Genomic DNA, 21526 nt, shown 5'->3' on the forward strand with positions numbered 1-21526 from the left:
GGCGGCCCGGCCGCTCGCCGGCCGTCGCGGCGGTCACAGCCACTGCGGTGCGGGCGGGGGCGGGGAACCTGCGGCGGTGCGCACGGCACCGGCACCGGTCCGGCCGGTCCCCCAGGCCACCAGGTCCACGGCCGTCCCCCGGACCGTGGTGTCGTCGGGCCCTGCCGAGCCGGGGTCCAGTGCCAGGACGCGGTCCCGGTCCGTCGGATCGAGGACCAGGCCGGGCGAGCCCGGTACCCGTTTGCGGCGCCACACGGCGATCAGGTCGTCCAGCAGACCGTCGACGACCATCGCCGGGAAGTCGGCGACGCGGCCGCCGTTCCCGAGATCGACGGCGTGCAGCCACACCTCGCGGATGCGCATCCACACCGTCTCGCCGACCGGGACCGTGCGGCCCTGGGCGGTGACCACCTCGTTCGTCCACTGCTCCGGCTCCAGATCACGCCACTCGACGTCGAGGTGGACCGCCGCGTGGTCGGACAGGTGCCGGATCGCCCGCACCGGCAGAGTCGCTCCGAGGTCGATCTCGGAGCCACGCTGCTGCGGCGAGGCGTACATCGGGTTCGGCACCCCGGTGCGGGCCCAGCTGCAGAGCCGGGTCAGCGCCCGGGCGTTGAGGCCGACGTGGGCAGCGACGTGCGCCCTGCTCCACCCGGGTAGCCGCGAGGGCCCGGCCAGCTCGGTGTCGCGCAGCTCCTCGAGCTGCCGCGAGAAATACGCCTGGCCGCGGCGGGCCTGCAACAGCATCTCCCGCAGCGCCGGATCGGTGGCCAGGTCGGTACGGGCACTCACCGGGTGCCGCCGGCGCCGTCGTCGGAGACGCCGGGGATCCAGGTGCGCTGGAAGTGCAGCCGCTCGATGATCGGCCCGTCGGTGAAGCGGAACAGGTCGAACTGCTCGCCGTCGGCGTGCAGCGACCAGCTCGTCCAGCTGGGGACGACGAACAGGTCGCCCTTCTGCACGGACTGCTCGGTGCCGCCCAGCACGACCGTCCCGCTGCCCTCGAAGACCTGCCACACGGCCGAGCCGACCTCGTGCCGCAGCCGGGTGGACGCGCCGGCCCGGAGCCGGTGGAACTCGCAGCGGATGGTCGGCATGACGTCGCCACCGGTGGTGGGGTTGACGTAGCGGATCGCCGCGTGCCCCTGACCGACGGTGGCGGGATGGCCCTCGTCCTCCAGCCGCAGCTGCTCGGTCAGGGCGCGGTCGGTGTGCTCCCACCGGTAGGCGGCGAGCGGGGAGCTCGCCGTGTCCTCCAGCTTGGACAGCGGCCGCAGCCCCGGGTGGGCCCACAGCCGCTCGCCGCGGGACACCGCCGGTGACGCCTCGTCGGTGACCCGGTCGGAGCCGAACTCGAAGAACCCGACGTCGGTGTAGGCGGCGAACGGCACGTCGAGGCCGTCGATCCAGGCCATCGGCCGGTCGGTGTCGTTGTGGTGGCCGTGGAAGTTCCAGCCGGGGGTGAGCAGCAGGTCGCCGCGCCGCATCGCCACCGGATCACCGTTGACGACCGTCCACACCCCTTCGCCCTCGACGACGAACCGGAAGGCGTTCTGGCTGTGCCGGTGCTCCGGGGCGGTCTCGTGCCCGCCGAGGTACTGGATGGCGCACCACAGGGTCGGTGTCGCGTAGGCGGTTCCGGGCAGGCCGGGATTGCGCAGGCTGATCGCGCGGCGTTCCCCGCCCCGCCCGACCGGTACCAGCTCACCGCTGCGCTCGGCGATCTCGAGCAGCATCTTCCAGCGCCAGACGTGCGGGACCGCCTTCGGCGACGGGACGAACGGCTGGATGCCCTCGCGCTGGGTCCACAGCGGGGCCAGGTCGTTGGCGTCGAAGTCCTCGTACAAGCGCTGCAGCTCGGGGGTGTCGGCGGTGCCGTCCATCTGCTCCATGCCGGTCCTCTCTGATCGGTCGGGCCTGACCGCCAAAGTAGTCAGTACCCCAACTATATGCCTCCGGGGCCCGGCGGAACACCCGCGAAGACGCATCCGGGCCGGGTCCGGGGTCGCCCCCGGGCCCGGCCCGGCCCGGCCATCGATACGTTCGATCCGGACGTCGTCGGAGAGCTCCGGCGCGGCTACGCCGTCGGTCCGGCACCGACTCCCAGGTCCAGGACGCGCCCCGTGGCCCACACGGCCACCGGACGACCGTCGCGGCCTCGACCAGGGATCAGCCCGAGTAGTCGAAGACCTCTCGCCAGAGCTTCCGGACGTCCTTCTCCCGCTCCGCCCGGTCCTGCTGGGTCATCAGCAGGAATCCCGGATCCCCCGGCATCGGCAGGTCGAACTCGCCCGCCTTCTGCGCCCCGAGGGACGTGCGGGCCGGGACGAAACCCTGCGCGGCGGCGAACTCCTGGCCCGAGCGCGACATCTGCCAGTTCATGAACACCTGCGCCGCCGGGTTGTCGGCGCCGCGGGTGGTCAGGGCGAGCGGGGTGTAGGCCGCCGACGCCCCCGAGTCCGGGATCACCATCTTGATCGGCGCCCCGGATCGCGGCAGCGCGATGCCGTTGTTCAGCCCGACGGTCGCGGCGGCGATCTCACCGCGGCTCAGAGCTTCCATCTCCACCGCCACGCTGTCGTAGACGATCGGGCCCTGCTCCCCCAGCCGGCGGAGGTAGTCCTCTCCGAAGGTCTGGACGAGCAGGTCCGAGAGCGCCATGTTGTAGCTGCCCGCACCGATCTGGACGGTGCCGATCGCGTTGCGGTAGCGGGGCTGGAGCAGGTCGGCCCACTCGGTCGGCGCCTCCTCCGGCGGAACGACTCGGGTGTTGTAGGCGAAGGCGTAGAGCGAGTAGAAGCTCGAGATGTAACGCCCGTCGTCGAACACGACCCCGTTGGCCCGCAGCTCCTCGTCGAACGGGGTCCGGTAGGGGACGAGCACACCGGCCTCGGCGAGCGTGTCCGTCGCCTTGGTGTCGGTGGTGCGGACGATGTCGACCGACAGCCGGTCCGCCCCGGCCTCACTGAGCACGCGTTCGAGCAGCTTGTTGGACGGCATCCGGATGAACTCCGCGTCGATGCCGGTCTCCTCGCGGAACCGGCGGACGGTCAGGTCCTCGGTCTCGAAACCCATCCCGCTGAAGATGCTCACGCTGCTGTCCCGGGCCGCCTCGTACAGCTCGCGGTCCGCGATCGTCTCCCCGGCGATCACGAGGCCGTCCGAGGTGTCCCGGGCCGGGACCGGCAGGAGGTCGTCCGTCCCGCTCGCCTCGGCGGCGCACCCGCCGAGGACGACCACGGCGAGCAGTGCCGCCAGCCCCGTACGCGCGCTGCGACCGCGTCGTCGCCGCGCCGTCCCACTCAGTCCCATCTCACTCACCGAGACCCTTTCCGAAGCGCCGGGGCAGGTACGACAGCACGAACATGATCAGGCAGTAGAGAAGGCTCATCGCGGCCGCGACGTGCAGCGCACCGCCGTTCTCGAACTGGTCGAAGATCGCGATCGAGAGGATCTTCGTGTCGTTGGTGTAGAGGAACAGCGGCACCGTGAGCTCGCGCATGCTGAGCATGAGCAGCAGCAGGAAGGTCGCCGAGAGCGCGGTCCGCATGAGCGGGACGGTGACGGCCGTGATCGCCCGCCGGCGTCGCGCACCGAGCAGGACCGCCGCGTCCTCGAGGTCACGGTCGGTCGACTGGATCGACGCGGCCACGCTGCGCAGACCCTGCGGCATCTGCACCGCCACGAAGGCGACGACGAGCACCCACAACGTGCCGTAGAGCTGGACCGGCATCATCAGCCAGGTCCACAGCAGGCCCATGCCGAGGACGATCGCGGGTACCGCCAGGGGCGTCATCGAGATGCCCTCCAGCGCCCCCCGGCCCCGGGCCCTCGTGCGGTACACGACGTAGGCGACGAGGAACGACAGGATCGTGCCGAACGCCGCGGCGCCGACAGCCACCAGGACGCTGTTGCCGACGATGGACCAGAACGAGAACGATCCGAGCGTTCCGGCCCCGTAGGCGCTCAGGTCGAGCGCCCCCTCCTCGAACAGCTCGGACAACGACCCGATGTAGGGCGAGCGGCGCACCGAGGTGAGCGCCAGCGCGAGCAGCGGCAGCACGACGGCGAGCGCGAAGTACACCGCCGCGATGCCGAACGCCGGCCACCGCCACCCGCCGAGCCGGATCCGGCCCGCCTTGACTCCCTTGCCCGACACCGTGGTGTAGGACCGCTTGGCCAGCGCGCGCCGCTGCAGCCAGGTCACGATCAGCACGACCGCCACCAGGACGACCGCCAGCGCGGCGGCCTCGTTCCCGCGCGACGGGTAGGTGTTCATCATCCGGTAGATGTAGGTCGGGATGGTGTCGATCGAGCCCGGGCTCGCAAGCACCTGGGCCACCGGGAAGTTCTCGAACACCAGCACGAACACCAGCAGCGCCGAGCCGAGGATCGCCGGCAGGGCCAGTGGCACGGTGACCGAGCGGACCATCCGGCGGTGCGTGCCGCCGTGCACGACCGCGGCCTCCTCCAGGTCCGGGTTCATCATCGACATCGACGCATGGACCAGCAGGAACGCGTACGGGGCGTAGTACATCCCCATCACGAACACCAGGCCGCCGAGCGAGTAGAGATTGACCTCGAGGCCGATCCCGAGGTCCCGGAAGAGGATGTTCAGCAGTCCGGCCCCGGGGCTGCCGAGCATCGACCAGGCGAGCGCGCCGACGTAGGACGGCAGGAACATCGGGGTCAGGCCGACCAGGTAGACGAACGGCCGGGCCGGCACGTCGGTACGGGCCGCGAGGAACGCGACGCCCGCGCCGAGCAGCACCGCGAGGAGCGAGGCTCCGGTCGCGATGATCAACGAGTTGAGCGACGCCTGACGGATCTCCGGCTCGGCCAGTACCGCGAAGTTCTCCAGCGTCAGGTCGAGTCCGATGCTCCCCGGACGCGGGACGTCGACGCTGAAGGCGCCGAACAGCACCAGACCGGCGGGGATGAGGATGAGGAACGCGAGGATCGCCAGCAGCGGCCCGCTCGCCTTCCAGCCGGAGTGCCGGCGAGCGGGCCGGCCGGTCCGGCGCGCGGGGTCGGGCGGAGCCTCGACGGGCCGGTCGGCCCTGGGGGGCGAGACGGTCATGCCACGGCCGCCTTCGGCATCGCAGGCGCCGGCGCGTCCGCGCCGATCTCGTCCGGCAGGATCCGGACCCGCTCCGGGGCCACCCGGACCCGGACCGGCTCGCCGATCGCGTGCCTCGATCCCGCGGTCTCGCTGTCGCAGGACGCCTCGACCAGGTATCCGCCGTCGAGCTCGATCTGACAGCGCACGGTGGTGCCCTGGTAGACCGACATCCGCACGGTGCCGTTCCAGGAGTTCGTCTCGGGCGCCCCGCCGGACCCGGCCGGCTCGATCACCACGTCCTCCGGCCGGAAGCAGGCGCTGTGCGCCCCGGTACCGGCGGGACGACCCTCCGCGGCGACGGTGAGCCCGGGCCCGGCCAGCACGTGCCGGCCGGAGGCGTCGGAGCTCTGCACGCCGAAGACGTTGCCCATCCCCAGGAAGCGCGCGATGGACGCGGTGCGCGGCGCGGTGAAGAGCTCACGGGGCGTCGCCAGCTGGGTGATCCGGCCGCCTTCCATGATCGCGATCCGGTCCGCCAGCGCGAGCGCCTCGCTCTGGTCGTGCGTCACGTACATCGAGGTGAGGCCCCGCTCGACCTGGATCCGCCGCAGCTCCATCCGCAGGTCGTCGCGCAACCGGGCGTCCAGGTTGGACAGCGGCTCGTCGAGCAGCAGCACGCTCGGCTCCATCGCCATCGACCGGGCCAGCGCCACCCGCTGCATCTGCCCACCGCTGAGCATGCTGGCGCCGCGCTCGGCGTAGGCGCCCAGCCCGACCAGCTCCAGGACCTCCATAGCCCGCGTGCGGACCTCGGCCCGGGAGAGCTTCTTGATCTCCAGCGGGAAGCTCACGTTCTCCAGCACCGTGCGGTGCGGCCAGACCGCGTAGGACTGGAAGACCATTCCGACGTTGCGCTTGTACGCCGGCACGTTGCGGCGGGTCGCGTGGTCGTACACGACCCGGTCGCCGATCGTGATCGTTCCCCCGGTCGGCTCCTCGAGCCCGGCGATGCAGCGCATCGTGCTGGTTTTCCCGCAGCCCGACGTGCCCAGGAGGACGACCGATTCACCGTTCTCGATCTCCAGGTCGAGATTTCGTACGGCGACGACGTCGCCGTAGGCCAGTTCCAATCCGGAGAGCAGGACCCTCATCGGTTCACCTTTCCGGGACCCCCACGAGCAGCCGTGCCGGCCGCAGTGGATCGGATCCTGTCGTCGTTGACATGCGTGAGCCAGATCTCGAAGTACAGTAGTCGACAGCTGTATACAGGTACAGAGCGATTCCACGGAATCCTGTTCGTGCAGCTCATGACGGGTCGCTCGCTCGGGCGGCCGTGGCGCTCGCCGTGCCGAGCAGCACGGCGATCAGACCGAACACGCCTGCCGTCCCGCCCCAGACCACCAGCGCCGAGGCTCCGAACGGCACGAGCATCTGGGCGAGCCGGTTACCGCTCATCCGCAGTCCCATGGCGGCTCCGTGCTGTCCCGGGGCGGTCAGCGTCACCACCCAGGACAGCGTCAGGGGCTGGGTGAGCCCGAGCGCGCCCCCCATCACCCCGACGGCGACGACCGCGACCACGGGACCACCGAGGGGCAGCGCCACGAAACACAGCGCCGCGCAGGCCGAGCTCACCGCGATCAGCCGGGTGTAGCCGAAGCGCTCGACCAGCCGTCCGGCGGCGAGCCGGACGGCGATCCCGGTGGCGGCGCGCAGGGCCAGCAGCGCACCCAGGAAGAAGGCCGGCGCACCCCGCTCGTCGGCCCACACCGGCAGGTACACGAGCAGCAGATCGGTGGCCACCACCGTCCCGATACCCGCCACCATGGCCTGCCACATCCCCGGCCGGCGCAGGATCGAGAGCATCGGGTCGGGAGTTCCGGTGGCTTCGCCGGCCGCGCGCCGTTGCGGCACGCACGCAGTCACCACGGCGGTGAACAGCGCCAGTGCCACGCCGGCCCACAACGCGGGAGCCAGGTCACGGAGCGGGGCCCCGGTGGCGGTCACCGTGGTCACCACCAGCGACGACACCAGCACCGGGCCGATCATCTGCCCGACCGAGTTGGAGACCGTGTAGGTCGCGTAGACCCGGTCGCGCTCCCGCCGCCCCAGCCCGCGGGTCGCCGGCACCGCCTGCTGGCCGACCAGGATCATCAGGTGCCCCAGGCCGAAGAGCGCGTTGGCGACGAGGATCTGCCAGATCTCGGTCGTGGCGACCATCGCCGCCGTGCAGCCGGCTATCAGCAGCGCCCCGGCGACGCCCGCCGTCCGCTCCCCACTGCGATCCACCCAGCGGCCGACCGGAACGGCCGCGAGGAACGGCAGAACCGAGAAGCCCGCTGCGACCAGCCCGACGGCGACGGCATCACCACCGACGTCGAGCACGTGATAGCTGATGATCGGCCGGATCCCGAACGCGGTCGCCTGGCCGGACGCCCCGGCGACGAGGAGCAGCCGGTACCACCGGCCGAGCCCCGGATCTGCGCCCACGTCAGCGGCCGATGAACCGGGGCGGGCGTTTCTCCCGGAAGGCCGCCACCCCCTCGCGGTAGTCGTCGCTCTGGTTGAGCTGGGGCTGCATGAGCGCCTCGAGTTCGAGGTACTGCTCCAGCCCCGGCCCGGTCGCGTTCGCGAACAGCCGCTTGGCGAATCCGAGTGCCCTGGTGGGGCCCTCGGCCATCGACGCCGCGAGTTCGGCGGTCGCGTTCTCCAGCTCGTCGTCCGGGACGACGCGGGTGACCAGGCCGAGCTCCAGCGCCTCGGCCGCGGGCACCGTCCGTCCGGTGTAGACGATCTCCTTCGCCCGCATCGTCCCGATGTGCCGGGTCAGCAGGTAGAGGGCACCGCCGTCGGGCACCAGCCCGCGCTTGACGAAGACGAAGCTGAAGCGGGCGTTCTCCGAGGCGATCACGAAGTCCGACGCCAGCGCCATCCCCCAGCCGATGCCGGCGGCGACCCCGCGCACGGCCGAGATCACCGGCTTCTCGATCGCGCTCAGGTTCGTGACCAGGGGGTGCACGCCACGCTGCATACGGGTCCGGGCCGCCGGCAGGTCGTTCTCCCCCATCCGGCCGACGTCGGCGCCCGAACAGAAGGCCGTGCCCGCGCCGGCGAGCAGCACGGCGCGGACGGCGTCGTCATGGCGCAGCGCGGCGAACTGCCCGGCGAGCTCGGCGCGCTCCTCCGGGCTCAGCGCGTTGAGCGTGGCCGGGTTGTCGAAGCGGATCCGGGCCAGCCCGCCGTCACGGCCGATCTCAACCGGCACGGTGCACCTCCGCGACCGGCCGGGAAGCGGCCAGCGCCTGCTCGTATTCGGCGGCGAGCACCGCCACCACGTCCGCGGTGTCGGCCACCCCGTCGATGGACCCGACCCCCTGGCCCGCGCCCCAGACGTCGCGCCAGGCCTTCACCTCGTGCCGCCCACCGGAGCGGTAGCCGGTACCGCGGGTGCCCGCGGCCCGCACCTGTTCGATGTCGATCCCGGAGGCGGTGATGCTGCGCTCGAGGTAATTGGCGCCCAGGCCACTGAAGTAGGACGTGTGCACGATCTCGGCCGCTCCGGACTCCACGATCATCTCCTTGTACCGGGGCACGGCGTTCGCCTCCGTCGTCGCGATGAAGCGGGTGCCCAGGTAGGCCAGGTCCGCCCCGAGGGTGCGCGCCGCCGCGACGGCGTGCCCGGTGGTGATCGCCCCGGCGAGCACGATCGTGCCGGAGAAGAACTTCCGGACCTCGGGCAGGAACGCGAACGGGCTGAGCAGCCCGGTGTGCCCGCCGGCGCCGGCACACACCAGCACCAGCCCGTCGACACCCTGCTCGGCGGCCTTCTCTGCGTGCCGGACGGTGGTGACGTCGTGGAACACCCGGCCGCCGTAGGCGTGCGCGGCCTGGACCAGGTCGCCCGGCGGGTGCAGGCTCGTGAGCAGCAGGGGCACCCGGTGGTCGACGCACACCTGCGCGTCCTGCTCGAACCGCGAGTTGCTGCCGTGCGCGACGAGGTTGACCGCGTAGGGAGCGGCACCCGGCTCCTCGGCCAGCCCCGCCTCCATCCGGTCGAGCCAGCGGGGCAGCTCGTCGGCGGGGCGCGCGTTGAGCGCCGGGAACGAACCGACGACGCCGGCCCGGCACTGAGCCAGTGCGAGCTCCACCCCGGAGACGATGAACATCGGGGCACAGACGACGGGCAGCCGCAGGTCCTGCGCGAGTGGCTCGGTCATCCGGTTTCCTCCTCGGCCGCCGGGGTGAACACCGCGAGCGTGTCGACGGCGACACAACCCTCCGGGTAGACGATCACCGGGTTCAGATCCAGCTCGCGCAGCCCCGGGCCCGCGTCCTCGATGATCGACGACACCGCCACGAGCAGGCGGACGAGTGCATCGACGTCGGAGCCGGCCTCGCCCCGGATACCGCGCAGGATCGCCGCGCCCCGGAGCCGGTCGACCATCCGCTGCGCGTCCGCCGCGGACACCGGGGCCGGAGCGAAGGCGACGTCGCGCAGCACGTCGACGTAGACGCCGCCGAAGCCCAGCATCAGCAGCGGGCCGAAGTCGGGGTCGCGGACCATCCCGACGACGAGCTCACGGCCCGGCGGCATCATCCGCTGGACCAGCACGCCGTCGATCCGGGCCGCGGGGTCGTAGGCGCGGGCGGAGGCCAGGATCCGGTCGTGCGCCGCGCGGACCTCACCGGCGTCGGCGAGACCGAGCGCCAGCGCGCCGGCCTCGGTCTTGTGCGGCAGGTCCGGCGAGACCACCTTGAGCGCGACCGGGTAACCGTGCTCCTGCGCGACGGCGACGGCCCCGTCGGCGTCGTGCACCACCGCCTCCGGTGGCGTCGGCACGCCGTGGCGCGCCAGCAGTGCGGCGAGGTCGCCGCCCGCACCGGGCGGCGCCGGGACGGGCCGGACCCAGCGGTCGCGGAACCGGCGGTACCGGACGGCGGCGGCGATCCCCTTCGCCGCGCCGCGGATGCCCGCGTACGGCGCCCCCATCGCGCCGAGCGCGCGGACGTTCTCCGGCGCGGGCGGGCTCGGCGAGTGGAACACGACCGGGATCCGGATCCGCTCCAGCAGCGGCCGCAGGAACGGCTCGAGCCTGGCCACCCGGTCCGGGGAGATCATGTTCAGCATGACGATCGCGGCGTGCAGGTCCGGGTCCCGGTCGACGGCCTCGAGGATCGTCACCAGGTTCTCCCCGGCTCCCTCGATCGCCGCGGCCGTGACGTCGACCGGGTTCGCCGTCGATCCGTAGGAGGGCACGACGCCGGCCAGCTCGGCGCGCAGGTCGTCGCCGAGCGGCGGGACGGCCAGGCCGGCCTCGCCGCACAGGTCGGACGCCCAGCCGCCGGCGCCGCCGGTGGTGGTGATGATCGCGACGTTCGTCCCGGCCGGTTCGCGGCGCGCGGACAGCACACCGGCCACCGCCATCAGCTCCTCCGGGTCGGCGACCCGCAGCACCCCGTAGCGCTCGAACAGCGCGTCGTAGGCGGTGTCGGAACCGGCCAGGTGGGCGGTGTGCGAGACCGCGGCCCGGGCGCCCGCTTCGGAGCTGCCGACCTTCATCACGATCAGCGGCACCCCGGCATCGGCCGCGGACGCCGCGACGGAGGCGAACCGGTCGGGCCGGTCGAGTCCTTCGAGGAACAACACGATCGCGGCCGAGTCGCCCGCGGCGACCAGGTGGTCGACGACCTCCAGGGTCTCGATGTCGGCCTCGTTGCCGGTCGTCACGACGTGCCGGAACGCCAGCCCGTTCTGCACGCCCTGGGCGTAGAGCGCGAACCCGAGCGCACCGCTCTGCGAGACGATGCTGATCCGGTCGGTGCGGTCGTCGACCGGCTCCTGCACCATGACGGCCGGGTCGAGCACCGGGGCGAAGTTCGCCCCCACCCGGTCGAGGACGTTCCAGATCCCCTCGGCGTTGGGCCCGAGCACGCGCATCCCGGTGCGGGCGACGAACGCGGCGATGTCGGCGACCAGGGTCCCGCCGGGGACCTGCGGGTCGGGTTCGGCCGCGGAGTGCACGATCGCCGCGCCCGCGCCGATCGCCGCCGCGTCCTCGAGCACCGCCATCACCGACGCTGCCGGGACGCCGACCATGACCAGGTCCACCTGCTGCCCGATCGCGTGCAGGTCGGGATAGGCGGTCAGCCCCTGGACGCGCGCGTGGCTCGGGTTGACCGGGTGGACGTCGCCGGTGAAGCCGGCGAGCAGCAGGGTCCGTAGCAGCTTGCCGCGAATCCTGGACACGTCGTCGGAGGCCCCGACGACGGCGATGCTCTTCGGGTTCAGCAGGGTCGACAGGCCGTTCGGCTCAGTCATCGGAAACCTCCGCGCGTCCGTTGTCGAGCACGATCGTGTTGCGGGCGGGGACCCGGGCCCGGAAGGCGAGCGCTCCGGGCTCGCGCCAGATCTCCACCGCCAGCGTCTCGCCGGGCAGGACGGTCCCGCTGAAGCGGGCGTCGAAGGAGCGCAGCGGGGTGACGTCGCCGCCGAGGACCGTCCGGGTGATCGCGTGCAGGGCCAGCCCGTAGGTGCACATGCCGTGCAGGATCGGGCGGTCGAACCCCGCGGCGCGCGCGACGTCCGGGTCGACGTGCAGCGGGTTGAGGTCGGCGTTGAGCCGGTAGAGCAGCGCGGCGTCCGGCCGCACGTGCTCGACCGCGACGGCATCCGGGGCACGGTCGGGGACCGCGGCCCGCTGCGGCCGGATCCCGAAGCCCCGGCCCGCGCCGCCGTCGGCGCGGCAGAATGAGGTGTGCAGGATCGTGACCAACGGGGTGCCGGTCGCGGCGTCGTGCAGGGTCCGTTCGAGGTGGACGAGCGCGCCGCGGCCCGGTCCCTTGTCCTCGACCCCCGCGATCCGGGCGGTCCCCCGGACCCGGCCGGCGGCCGGGAGCGGGGCGTGCACCGTGGTGCGTTGCTCGCCGTGCACCACCTTGGCGGTGGTGATGCCCGTGCGCGGGTCGGCGGCCCACCGGCCGGGGTGGCACAGGACCGCGGCCATCGTCGGGACGGTCCGCATGTCCTTCTCGTAGACGTAGCGCAGCTCCTGCGGGTCGAGCGGGTCCGCCCCGAAGCCGATGCCGAGCGCGTACAGCGCCGAGGTCTGCTCGGTGTAGTCCTGGAAGCGCTCGGGGAGCTCCAGTGCCTCGAGCGCGTCGACGTCGAGCGGGGTAGCGGTCTCGACGCTCACATCGGCTCCCAGCCGAACACGTCCTTGGTCCGCTCCAGCGGGGTGAGGCTCGGCCCGAACGCGCCGGGCAGGACATCGGCCAGGCTCTTCGGGGTCCACTCGTCGCCGTTGTGCAGGGTGCGGACCGGGCGGGGCTGGTCGTAGAGGTAGATCTCGTTGCCGCGGGCCCCGAAGATCTGCCCGCTCACACCGCTCGCCGCGTCCGAGCAGAGGAACGCCACGAGTGGCGCGATCTGGTCGGGGCGGGTGACCCGGCGGCGCTTCTCCAGCGCGGCCGCCCGCTCCTCCTCGTTGGCGCCGGGGACGCTCTCGATCATGCGGCTGAACGCGTGCGGGGCGATGCAGTTCGACCGCACGCCGTAGCGCTGCATGTCCAGCGCGATGGACCGGGAGAGTCCGACGATGCCCATCTTCGCGGCCGCGTAGTTCGCCTGGCCGAGCGCGCCGATCAACCCGGAGGTCGACGTCATGTGCACCAGCGAGCCGCCGTTCTGCTCCCGGAAGATCGGAGCGGCCGCCCGGCTGACGTGGAACGCGCCGAACAGGTGCACATCGAGGACGGAGCGGAAATCGGCGACGTCCATCTTGTGGAAGATGGTGTCGCGCAGGATGCCCGCGCTGTTGACCACACCGTCGAGCCGGCCGAACTCGGTCACCGCGGTGTCGACGATCCGCTGGGCGGAGTCGGCCTCGGCCACGCTGTCCGAGTTGGACACCGCCCGGCCGCCCTGCTCCCGGATCCGGGCGACCACGGCGTCGGCGGGCGAGGTGTCGGTGCCCTCGCCGCGCAGGCTGGCGCCGACGTCGTTCACCACCACCGCCGCGCCCTCGGCCGCGAGGCCCACGGCCACGGCCTCACCGATGCCGCCGCCGGCTCCGGTGACCACGACCACCTTGTCGTCGAGAAGTCCCATCGTCTGTCCTTCGTGTCGTGTCGGTGTGTGCCGGGGTCAGTCCCGGGAGGTGCCGAGGACCGTTGTCGTCTGGGCGGCGAGCACGCCGCCGTTGGCATGGGCGACCGCCAGCTCGGCGCCGCCCACCTGTCGTTCGCCGCACTCGCCGCGGAGCTGCCGGACCGCCTCGATCATCAGCAGCAGGCCGAACATCCCGGGATGGCAGTAGGAGAGCCCGCCGCCGCCGGTGTTGACCGGCAGCCGCCCACCCGGGGCGATCCCCCCGTCCCGCACGAACTCCCCGCCCGACCCCTTCGGGCAGAACCCGAGGTCCTCGAGGAACAGCAGGGTGGTGATCGTGAACGCGTCGTAGAGCTGGGCGACATCGATGTCCGACGGCCGGACCCCGGCCATTGCGTAGGCCTGCGCCCCGGACCGTGCGGCCGCGGTCTCGGTGAGGTCGGGCATGGTGGAGATGGCCTGGTGTTCCTGGGCCTCGCCGGTGCCGAGCACGTAGACCGGCCGCCGGCGCAGGTCGGCCGCCCGCTCGGCGCCGACCACCACCAGCGCTCCCCCGCCGTCGGTGACCAGGCAGCAGTCGCGCACGGTCAGCGGCGAGCTCACCGGCTTCGACGCCAGCACGTCGTCCACCGTGAGCGGGTCCCGGCTCCACGCCTTCGGGTTGAGCCGGGCCCACTCGCGGGCGGCGACGGCGATCTCGGCGAGGTCCTCACGGCGGGTGCCGAACTCGTGCATGTGCCGGGCCGCGGCCAGCGCGTACCCGGTCACCGGCAGCCGCGGCCGGTAGGGGTCCTCGTACGGGACGACGTCGCGCTGGGTGCTGAACTTCCCGCGGTCCGAGCGCGCGGTCGAGCCGTAGGCGATCACCGCCACCTCGCACATGCCCGCCTCGATCGCCTGCTGCGCATGCGCGAGGAGCGACGGGAACGACGCGCCGCCGAGATAGCTGGAGTCGCTGTAGCGCGGCCGCACCCCGAGGTACTCGGCGAGTGCCAGGGTCGGCATCCGTACCTGGGTCGCGGCGGCGAACAGCCCGTCGACGTCGGCCAGGCGCAGACCGCAGTCGTCCAGGGCGCGCAGGACGCCCTGCGCCATCAGGTCGGTCGGGGTGAGCCCGGGTGCGACCTTCCCCAGGTCCGACTCGGCGACCCCGGCGATCGCCACCGACCCCCGCGTGCCGCTCACGGCCGGGCCTCGAAGACCGCGAGCGGAGCATCCGGGTGTTCGTCGAATGCGACCTGGACGGCCATCCCGATCCGCACCTCGTCCGGTTCGACGCCGACGACCCGGCTCATCATCCGGAAGCCCTCCTCGAGCTCGATCAGGGAGACGTCGTACGCGCCGGCGGGGTCCGCGACGGTCGTCGTCGAGTACACGACGCCGGCGCCGGAGCTGACCCGCCACTCCAGCTCGGTGCTGCCGGTCGTCGGGCAGACCAGCCGCGGGTAGAACACGGGCGCCCCGGCCGCCGGGCTGTACTGGTAGGCGAGCCGGCCCTGCCGGGCGTACTGCCGGTACGTCTCCAGTGGAGAGACGGTGGCGGGCTCGTGCAGTTCCTGGTGTTCCACGGTCGTCCTCCTCACTACCGGATGCGGTCGTCGTAGACACGGACCAGGGCGTCGACCGCGACGACACCCTCGCCCTCGGCCTGCACGAGCACCGGGTTGACCTCGGCCTCGGCCACCTCCGGGCGGGCGGCCAGCTGCGACAGCGACACCACGGCGTCGGCGAGCGCCGCCAGGTCTCCGCGCTCGTCCCCGCGGAACCCGCGTAGTGCCTCCAGCGACCGGACCTCGCCGAGCATCTCCCGGGCGACCTCCGGTGTCACCGGCGCGAGCCGGACGGCGCGGTCGCCGAGCAGCTCGGCCAGCCTGCCCCCGGCCGCGACCATGACGATCGGGCCGACGTGCGGGTCCACCCGGTAGCCGACCAGCACCTCACCCAGACCCCGGGCCATCGGCTGGACGAGCACCGAGGACACCGTGTGCCCCGGGGCGCGCTGCGGTACCGCGGTGCGCACCCGCTCGATCGCCGCCGCCAGCTCGTCGGGCCCCGCAACGCCGAGGACGACCCCGCCCACGTCGGACTTGTGCTCCAGCGACGCGTCGTCGACCTTCACCACCACCGGGAAGCCGAACGGCGGTGGGACGGCCGGGCGCACGACGTCGTGCTCGAGGAACGGCGCCCTGGGGAAGCCGACGGTGTCGAGCAGATCGTAGGAGCGGGCCTCGCTCAGGCTCACCGCCCCGGCGGTCGCGGCGTCGGCCCGCGGACCGGGCCGGACCGGACCGGGGGCCCTGCGCCGCAGCACGGCGGCGACGACGTCGGCGCAGGACTCCGGGCTGCGGAACGCGGGAACCCCGGAGTCGGTCAGCAACCGCAACGCCTCCGGGGCCTCGGGGACCACGAAGACCGCGATGCGACCGTGTCCCGCGGCCTCGACGACCGGGTGTACCGCGAGCTCCGGGTCGAAGCGTGCGGACGACCCGATCACCGCGACCACCATGTCGAACTCGGGCGCGGTGGAGAGCACCTCCAGGGCCGGGGACATCACCTCGGGGCGGGTGCCCGCGAGGGTCAGGTCCACGATCCGGCCCTCGGCGACCTCGACGCCCGCGGCCGCGAGCCGGCCGAACGTCTCCACCGACGGGGTCCCGGCCTCGACCCCGGCCAGCGCCAGCTGGTCGACGACCATGGCCGCGCCGCCACCGGTCGTCGTGACGACGGCGACCCGGGGGGCTCGGCGGGTGTCCGGGAACGCGGTCGCGGCGGCCAGCGGACCGGACTCGATCAACCCATCCAGTGTGGACACCCGGGCGATGCCGTGCTCGCGCAGGAAGGCATCGGCGACGTCGTCCTCCCCCGCCAGCGCACCGGTGTGCGAGACCGCGAGCTCGGCCGCCTCGGCGGATCTGCCCAGCTTGTAGGCAATGACCGGCTTCCCGAGCCCGGCCGCGCGGCAGGCGAAGGCGGACAACGCCCCGGGATGCCGGATCGTCTCGAGGAACAGGGCGAAGCCCGTCACCTCCGGATCGTCGACGACCGAGTCCAGGATCTCGCCGATGCCCAGGTCGAGCTCCGAGCCGACCGAGACCAGCGAGGCGAACCCGATGCCGCGCGCCTTGCCCCGCGACAGCAACGCCCCGATCATGCTGCCCGACTGGGAGGCCACGACCGTCCCGCCGGTGGGCAGGTCGGCCTCGGCGAAGGCGGCGTTGCCGGTGAGCCTCAACCCGCTGCGCAGGTCGGCCAGGCCGAGGCTGTTCGGCCCGAGCAGCCGGACCCCGCCGGCCCGTGCGCAGTCGAGCAGCTCCCGCTCGAGCTCCCGGCCGGTCTCGCCCGCCTCGCCGAAGCCGCCGGACAGGACGGTGGCCAGCGGCACGCCCAGCTCAGCGCACTCGCGCACCGCTGCGACGGTCGCCTCGGGGGGCACCATCAGGAAGGCGTGGTCGGGGACCTCGGGCAGCGCGCGCAGCGAGGGCCAGGCCCGGTGTCCGCCGACCTGGTCACGCCGGGCGTTGACCGGATACACGGTGCCCCGGTAGCCGTGCTCGTGCAGGAAGCGCAACGGCCTCGCGGCGGCCCGGCCGACCCGGTCCGTCGCACCGACCAGTGCGATCCGGCGCGGTGCGAACAGGTTCCTGGCGAGCGCCGACCGTGCCGGGACCCCGGCGGCAGCGACCGCCGCGCCACGGGTCACCGGGGCGGCCTCTGGTCGAACCGGCGACCGAAGACGCCCTCGGCGATGCGGTTCTTGAGGATCTCCAGCGAGCCCCCGGCGATCATCCACCCACGGGTGCGGCGGAAGCAGTACTCGACCAGGCTCTCGCTGCTGTACCCCATCGCGCCCATCAGCTGGACGGCCTCGTTCGCGACCTCGAACCCGGCGGTGTTCGCGGCCAGTTTGGCCATCGAGGTCTCCTGCGCCGAGGGCAGACCGCGGTCGGCGTTGTGGGCCGCCCGGTAGAGCATCAGCTGGGCGGCCTCGAGTTTGGTCGCCATCTCGGCGAACTTCCACTGCACGCCCTGGAACTCGCACAGCGGACGGCCGAACTGCTCCCGGGTCAGCACGTGCTCCCGGGCGACGGTGTAGGCGTGCCGGCCCAGGGCGAGCGCGCGGGACGCGTTGCCGATCCGCTCGACGTTGAATCCACTGATCTGCTTCTTGAACCCGCCCGCACCCAGCAGCACGTTCCCGGCGGGGATCCAGCAGTCGTCGAAGACGAGCTCGGACCACTGCTCGCCGCTCATGTAGAGCGACGGCGGCCCGACCGTGAGACCCGGCCGGTCCCGCTCCACCAGGACCGAGCCGATTCCCCCGGTACCCGGACCGAAGCGGGCGTAGACGAGGTAGACCGTCGCGTCGGTGCTGTGGGTCGACCAGAGCTTGCGCCCGTTGATCCGGTACCCGTCACCGTCCGCGGTGACCGAGGTCTGCAGATCGGTCACCGCCGAGCCGGCCTCCGACTCCGACATGCCCAGCGCGATCAGCGCGTCGCCGGCGAGGAGATCGGGCAGGAAGCGCTTCTTCTGGTCCTCGTCGGCGTACTCGGCGAGCGTGCGGATCGCTCCGAAGTTGCCGGCCTGGACGACGTCGGCGGCGGTCGGGCAGACCATCGCGAGTTCCTGGATGGCGACGACCGCGTCGAGGAGCCCCGCCCCCTGGCCGCCGTCGCTCTCCGGGATCGTGAGCCCGAGCAGCGACTGTGCCGCCAGCTCGCGGGCCAGGTCCCAGGGGAAGTTCGGGTCGTGGGCGCGCTCGAGCGCCCGGTCGGCGAGCTGTCGTCGCGCGAACCCGCGAACGCTCTCGGCGAGCTGCTCCTGCTCCTGGCTCAGCGTGAAATCCACCGGCTGCCTCCTTGCGCAGTTGACTGTCGTCGACTGTATACAGCTGTCGACAGACTGAGCAAGAGGCGGTGCCCGGGTCGATTCCGCCGGATCGGCCGAGCCGCGGCGTCAGCCGTTGCCGAGCATCCGCAGCCGGATGGCGCGCGCCGAGGTCATGTGCATCTCGGCCGCCGCCCCCGCCGAGTCCGGGTCCTGCGCCTCGACCGCGGCGATGATCCCGGCATGCTCGCTGCGCGCCTGCTCCCAGCGGCCGGCCTGGGAGAGCGTGGTGCCCGAGATGATCGAGATCTGCAGGGTCAGCCGGTACTGGAGCTCCAGGAGCGGCTCGTTGTGTGCTGCCAGCGCGAGCGCCGAATGGAACTCCCGGTTGGCCGCCGCGACGGCTTCGGCATCGGACCGGTCGACGTCGGCCTCCGCGTCGAATGCTCGGTGGAGCTGGATCAGATCGGTCTCGCGCCGGCGCAGGGCCGCGTCGTGGGCGATCGCCTTCTCCAGGATCACCCGGATCCGGTAGATGTCGATCACCTCTTCCGCCGAGCGCGTCCGCACGCTCGCGTACGCCCCCTGGCGCAGCAGCAGACCGTCGTGCTCGAGGCGGGCGATCGCCTCCCGGATCGGCGTCCGGCTCACCCCGTACTCCCGCCCCAGCGAGGACTCGGACAGCCGGGTACCGGGCGGGTACCTGCCGTTCACCACGTCGTCACGGAGCTGGATGTAGAGGGCGAACCCCTTGCCGGACTCGGTCGGCGTGGAGCCACGCTCGATCCCGTACATGGTCGGATCGTACAAACCTTCGAGGGAGGTTATGGAGGAGCACCAGCTCAGGGCTGCTTACGGTGTGGCCATGACGCACGGAGATGTTGTCGTGACCGAGGTCGATGCGGGAATCTCGGTCCTGCGACTGAATCGGCCGCACCGGAGGAACGCGATCGATCACGCATTGGTGGAGGGTCTCGCTTCCGGGTTCCGCGACGCGGAACGGCGAGGGGACGCAGCGGTCGTCCTCACCGGCGGGGACTCGTTCTTCTCCGCAGGTGGTGACGTCGGTTCGATGCCGTCCGCGAGCGACGGCCTGTTCGGCGCCGCCGGCCGGCTCGCGCTGATCCACGACCTGATCGAACACATCCGCCGCTCCGACATGGTGGTGATCGCCGCCGTCGAGGGCTACGCCGTGGGTGTGTCCTGGGGCCTGGTCCTGGCCTGCGATCTCGTCGTTGCCGCCGAAGACGCCTTCTTCGCCGCCCCGTTCGCCGAGCGCGGCCTCGCCGCCGACGGCGGCGCGGCCTACCACCTGTCGCGACGACTGGGACCGCAGCGAGCAGCACGTCACCTGCTGCTCGGCGACCGGCTGCCCGCCGACGCCGCTTTCGACGCGGGCCTCGTGAGCGAGGTCGTCGAGCCCTCCACCTCTACCGGGAGAGCCCGCGATCTCGCGGCACGGCTCGCGGCCGGGCCGCGGGAGTCGAACGCGGTCACGAAACGCCTCATGACGTCATCCACGGCGGATCTGTCGTCGTTCCTCGCGTCCGAGCGGATGGCCGTGGCGCTCGCCGGGCACGGCGCGGACGCCGCCGAAGGCCGCCTGGCCTTCGCCGAACGTCGTGACCCGCGATTTCGCTGACCTCATCGAGACGCTCGCCGCCGCCTCCGGGTGGCACACCCGTGACCTGTTCCGCCGGTCGAGTCCTGGTCGGCGTTCGCACCGCGCATTCGCGAAGACCATCCGCACATGCGGATCGAAATAGCGAACAGTTCCGCATCGCAGGATCAGAGCCTAGAGTCGGCGCATGTCTCACATGCGCGTCCTGCTGCCGGTGCTCGTCGCGATGCTCGCGCTGCTCGGCGGCTGCGGATCCGCACCGGCGGCGACCTCCGTCGCACTGACATCGACGTCCGCGCCGCCCGCGACGTCCGCGCCGCCCGTGCCGCCGGCCGGCGACGTCGTCGTCTCCGGCGACGTCCGGGAGCCGCGCACGTGGACCCGCTCCGATCTCGCGGCGTTGCCGCAGACGACGATCGAGGTGCGCTACGAGAGCGGCCAGGGCCCGCAGGAACGCACCCTCACCGGCGTCGGGCTCACCGAGGTGCTCCCACCCGATGCGCTCGCGACCACCGACGCGAAGAACGACCTGTTGTCGTTCGGCGTACTGGCCGTCGGCGAGGACGCCTACCGCGCGCTCGTCTCCTACGGCGAGGTCTCCCCCGACTTCGGCAACCGGGGCCTGCTCGTCGCGCTGACCGAGGACGGGAAGGCCCTGGAGCGTCCGCGGCTCGCCGTGCCGGGTGATGTGAAGGGCGGCCGCTACGTGAGCGACCTGGTCGAGCTGCGGGTGGTCCGGATCGCCGGGTGATCCACCGAGCGGTCGCGGCCCGGCTCACGACCGACTGCTGAGCGGGTGCTGCGCGCTCGGCGAAACCCGGCGACCGGACGGTTCGCACACGCTACTGTCGTCGCCGTGATCGGGCTTCTCGTCCTTCCCCCGCCGCGCTCCTGACCGGAGCCGGCACCACCGACCGCGCGTGAGGTGCGGCCGGTCGATCTCCCGTGCTCCGGTGCGCCCGCCCGTCACCTCTGCCGCGCAGGAGCCCCTCGTTGTTCTCGTCATCCACCCCTGTCCGCTCGCGGGCCGGGGTCCTTCAGGTCTGTTCCGCCGGTGCCCTCTGGGGCACCGCACCCGTCGCGTTCGCCGCGGTCGGCGACCTGCCCCCGCTCGCCGTCAGCATGTGGCGGATCGCGGTGGCCGCAGTCGTCCTCGGCATGTTCGCCGTCGCGACCGGCGTCACGACCGCGGTGCTCGCCGCCGTGCGGACCAGCCCGGTACCGGTCGTCGTCATCGGGCTCGGGGTCGCCGCCTACCAAGCACTGTGGTTCGCCTCGATCCCGCTGGCCGGCGCCGCGGTGTCCACCGTCGTCGCGATCAGTCTCGCGCCGGTCGCCGTCACGGCATGGGAGGCCCTGCGAACCCGCCGGACGCCGTCGCCCGGCGGGCTCGCGACGATCGCCGTCGCCCTCGCCGGGCTCGTGCTGGTGTCGACCGTCGACGCCCGGACCGGTACCGCACCGACGGCCGGGGTGCTGCTCGCCATCACGTCCGGGCTCACCTACGCCGCCGTCACCGTGGTGGGACGGCACGCCGCTCCGCGGATCGCACCACTGGCCCTGACCACGGCGACGACCACCGTGGGCGCGCTCGGCCTGCTGCCACTCGCCGTGCTCACCGGACCGGTCATGACCAGCGCGCCGGACTCGCTGCTGGCGCTCGGTTATCTCGGCGTCGTCACGATGGCGGGCGGCTACCTCCTGCTCTACGCCGGCCTGCGCACCGCGTCAGCCGGCACCGCCGCCGTCGCGACACTGCTGGAACCGGCGACGGCCGCGGTACTGGCCGTACTGCTGCTCGGGGAGTCACTGCCGGCGCACGGTGTCGCCGGGGTCGTGCTGATCCTCGGCGCGGTCACCGCGTTACGGAACCGCTGACTCCGCGGACAGCTCACCCGGGTCGAACGGGGTC

Annotated in this window: 19 protein-coding genes; 3 read left to right on the forward strand and 16 right to left on the reverse strand. The window is 72.6% G+C overall.

Annotated features, from left to right (window positions below; all coding sequences use genetic code 11):
- Window positions 1–33: 33 nt before the first annotated feature.
- The 16 genes from Pdca_RS24915 to Pdca_RS24990 all read right to left on the reverse strand — a co-directional run bounded on the left by Pdca_RS24915 (window position 34) and on the right by Pdca_RS24990 (window position 18788).
- Complete coding sequence (locus Pdca_RS24915) at window positions 34–792, reverse strand: maleylpyruvate isomerase family mycothiol-dependent enzyme (RefSeq protein WP_085915890.1); 759 nt, start codon at window positions 790–792, stop codon at window positions 34–36.
- Window positions 789–1892 carry a cupin domain-containing protein gene (locus Pdca_RS24920; protein ID WP_085915891.1) on the reverse strand — a complete coding sequence of 368 codons (1104 nt, stop codon included), beginning with the start codon at window positions 1890–1892 and terminating at the stop codon, window positions 789–791. The genes Pdca_RS24915 and Pdca_RS24920 overlap by 4 nt, the downstream gene beginning before the upstream one ends.
- Window positions 1893–2169: 277 nt before the next feature.
- Window positions 2170–3312, reverse strand: a complete 1143-nt coding sequence (locus tag Pdca_RS24925; RefSeq protein ID WP_085915892.1) for an ABC transporter substrate-binding protein — start codon at window positions 3310–3312, stop codon at window positions 2170–2172.
- Between the two features lies 1 nt (window position 3313).
- A complete protein-coding gene (locus Pdca_RS24930) occupies window positions 3314–5080 on the reverse strand; it encodes an ABC transporter permease (protein ID WP_085915893.1) in 1767 nt (588 codons plus the stop codon).
- Complete coding sequence (locus tag Pdca_RS24935; protein ID WP_085915894.1) at window positions 5077–6213, reverse strand: ABC transporter ATP-binding protein; 1137 nt, start codon at window positions 6211–6213, stop codon at window positions 5077–5079. The genes Pdca_RS24930 and Pdca_RS24935 overlap by 4 nt, the downstream gene beginning before the upstream one ends.
- Window positions 6214–6367: 154 nt before the next feature.
- A complete protein-coding gene (locus Pdca_RS24940; protein ID WP_085915895.1) occupies window positions 6368–7549 on the reverse strand; it encodes an MFS transporter in 1182 nt (393 codons plus the stop codon).
- A 1-nt stretch (window position 7550) separates the two neighbouring features.
- The gene (locus Pdca_RS24945; RefSeq protein WP_085915896.1) at window positions 7551–8324 is read right to left on the reverse strand and encodes an enoyl-CoA hydratase/isomerase family protein; all 774 of its coding nucleotides are present in this window, start codon (window positions 8322–8324) and stop codon (window positions 7551–7553) included.
- Window positions 8314–9276, reverse strand: coding sequence for an NAD(P)H-dependent flavin oxidoreductase (locus tag Pdca_RS24950; RefSeq protein ID WP_085915897.1), 963 nt, complete (start codon window positions 9274–9276; stop codon window positions 8314–8316). Before Pdca_RS24950 ends, Pdca_RS24945 begins: the two co-directional genes overlap by 11 nt.
- Window positions 9273–11378 carry an acetate--CoA ligase family protein gene (locus tag Pdca_RS24955; protein ID WP_085915898.1) on the reverse strand — a complete coding sequence of 702 codons (2106 nt, stop codon included), beginning with the start codon at window positions 11376–11378 and terminating at the stop codon, window positions 9273–9275. Before Pdca_RS24955 ends, Pdca_RS24950 begins: the two co-directional genes overlap by 4 nt.
- Window positions 11371–12252 carry a MaoC/PaaZ C-terminal domain-containing protein gene (locus Pdca_RS24960; protein WP_085915899.1) on the reverse strand — a complete coding sequence of 294 codons (882 nt, stop codon included), beginning with the start codon at window positions 12250–12252 and terminating at the stop codon, window positions 11371–11373. Before Pdca_RS24960 ends, Pdca_RS24955 begins: the two co-directional genes overlap by 8 nt.
- On the reverse strand, window positions 12249–13166 hold the full coding sequence (locus Pdca_RS24965; protein WP_085915900.1) for an SDR family oxidoreductase: 918 nt from the start codon (window positions 13164–13166) through the stop codon (window positions 12249–12251). Before Pdca_RS24965 ends, Pdca_RS24960 begins: the two co-directional genes overlap by 4 nt.
- Window positions 13167–13202: 36 nt before the next feature.
- Window positions 13203–14351 carry an acetyl-CoA acetyltransferase gene (locus tag Pdca_RS24970; RefSeq protein ID WP_085915901.1) on the reverse strand — a complete coding sequence of 383 codons (1149 nt, stop codon included), beginning with the start codon at window positions 14349–14351 and terminating at the stop codon, window positions 13203–13205.
- Window positions 14348–14734, reverse strand: a complete 387-nt coding sequence (locus tag Pdca_RS24975; protein ID WP_197719817.1) for a Zn-ribbon domain-containing OB-fold protein — start codon at window positions 14732–14734, stop codon at window positions 14348–14350. Before Pdca_RS24975 ends, Pdca_RS24970 begins: the two co-directional genes overlap by 4 nt.
- Window positions 14735–14748: 14 nt before the next feature.
- Complete coding sequence (locus tag Pdca_RS24980; protein ID WP_085915902.1) at window positions 14749–16866, reverse strand: acetate--CoA ligase family protein; 2118 nt, start codon at window positions 16864–16866, stop codon at window positions 14749–14751.
- Window positions 16863–18014 carry an acyl-CoA dehydrogenase family protein gene (locus Pdca_RS24985; RefSeq protein WP_085915903.1) on the reverse strand — a complete coding sequence of 384 codons (1152 nt, stop codon included), beginning with the start codon at window positions 18012–18014 and terminating at the stop codon, window positions 16863–16865. Before Pdca_RS24985 ends, Pdca_RS24980 begins: the two co-directional genes overlap by 4 nt.
- Window positions 18015–18122: 108 nt before the next feature.
- Window positions 18123–18788: a GntR family transcriptional regulator gene (locus Pdca_RS24990; RefSeq protein ID WP_085915904.1), complete on the reverse strand. Its 666-nt coding sequence runs from the start codon at window positions 18786–18788 to the stop codon at window positions 18123–18125.
- Between Pdca_RS24990 and Pdca_RS24995 the strand changes: the two genes are divergently transcribed.
- The 3 genes from Pdca_RS24995 (at window position 18763) to Pdca_RS25005 (ending at window position 21492) form a co-directional block, all read left to right on the forward strand.
- Entirely contained in the window at window positions 18763–19635 is an 873-nt protein-coding gene (locus Pdca_RS24995; RefSeq protein ID WP_125911544.1) for an enoyl-CoA hydratase/isomerase family protein, read from the forward strand. The two genes, Pdca_RS24990 and Pdca_RS24995, sit on opposite strands and share 26 nt — an antisense overlap.
- Before the next feature lie 166 nt (window positions 19636–19801).
- Entirely contained in the window at window positions 19802–20365 is a 564-nt protein-coding gene (locus Pdca_RS25000; RefSeq protein ID WP_125911545.1) for a molybdopterin-binding protein, read from the forward strand.
- 242 nt (window positions 20366–20607) lie between these two features.
- A complete protein-coding gene (locus tag Pdca_RS25005) occupies window positions 20608–21492 on the forward strand; it encodes a DMT family transporter (protein WP_085915907.1) in 885 nt (294 codons plus the stop codon).
- Window positions 21493–21526: the final 34 nt, after the last annotated feature.

The organism is Pseudonocardia autotrophica (assembly GCF_003945385.1).
In the GTDB taxonomy this organism is placed as follows: Bacteria; Actinomycetota; Actinomycetes; order Mycobacteriales; family Pseudonocardiaceae; genus Pseudonocardia; species Pseudonocardia autotrophica.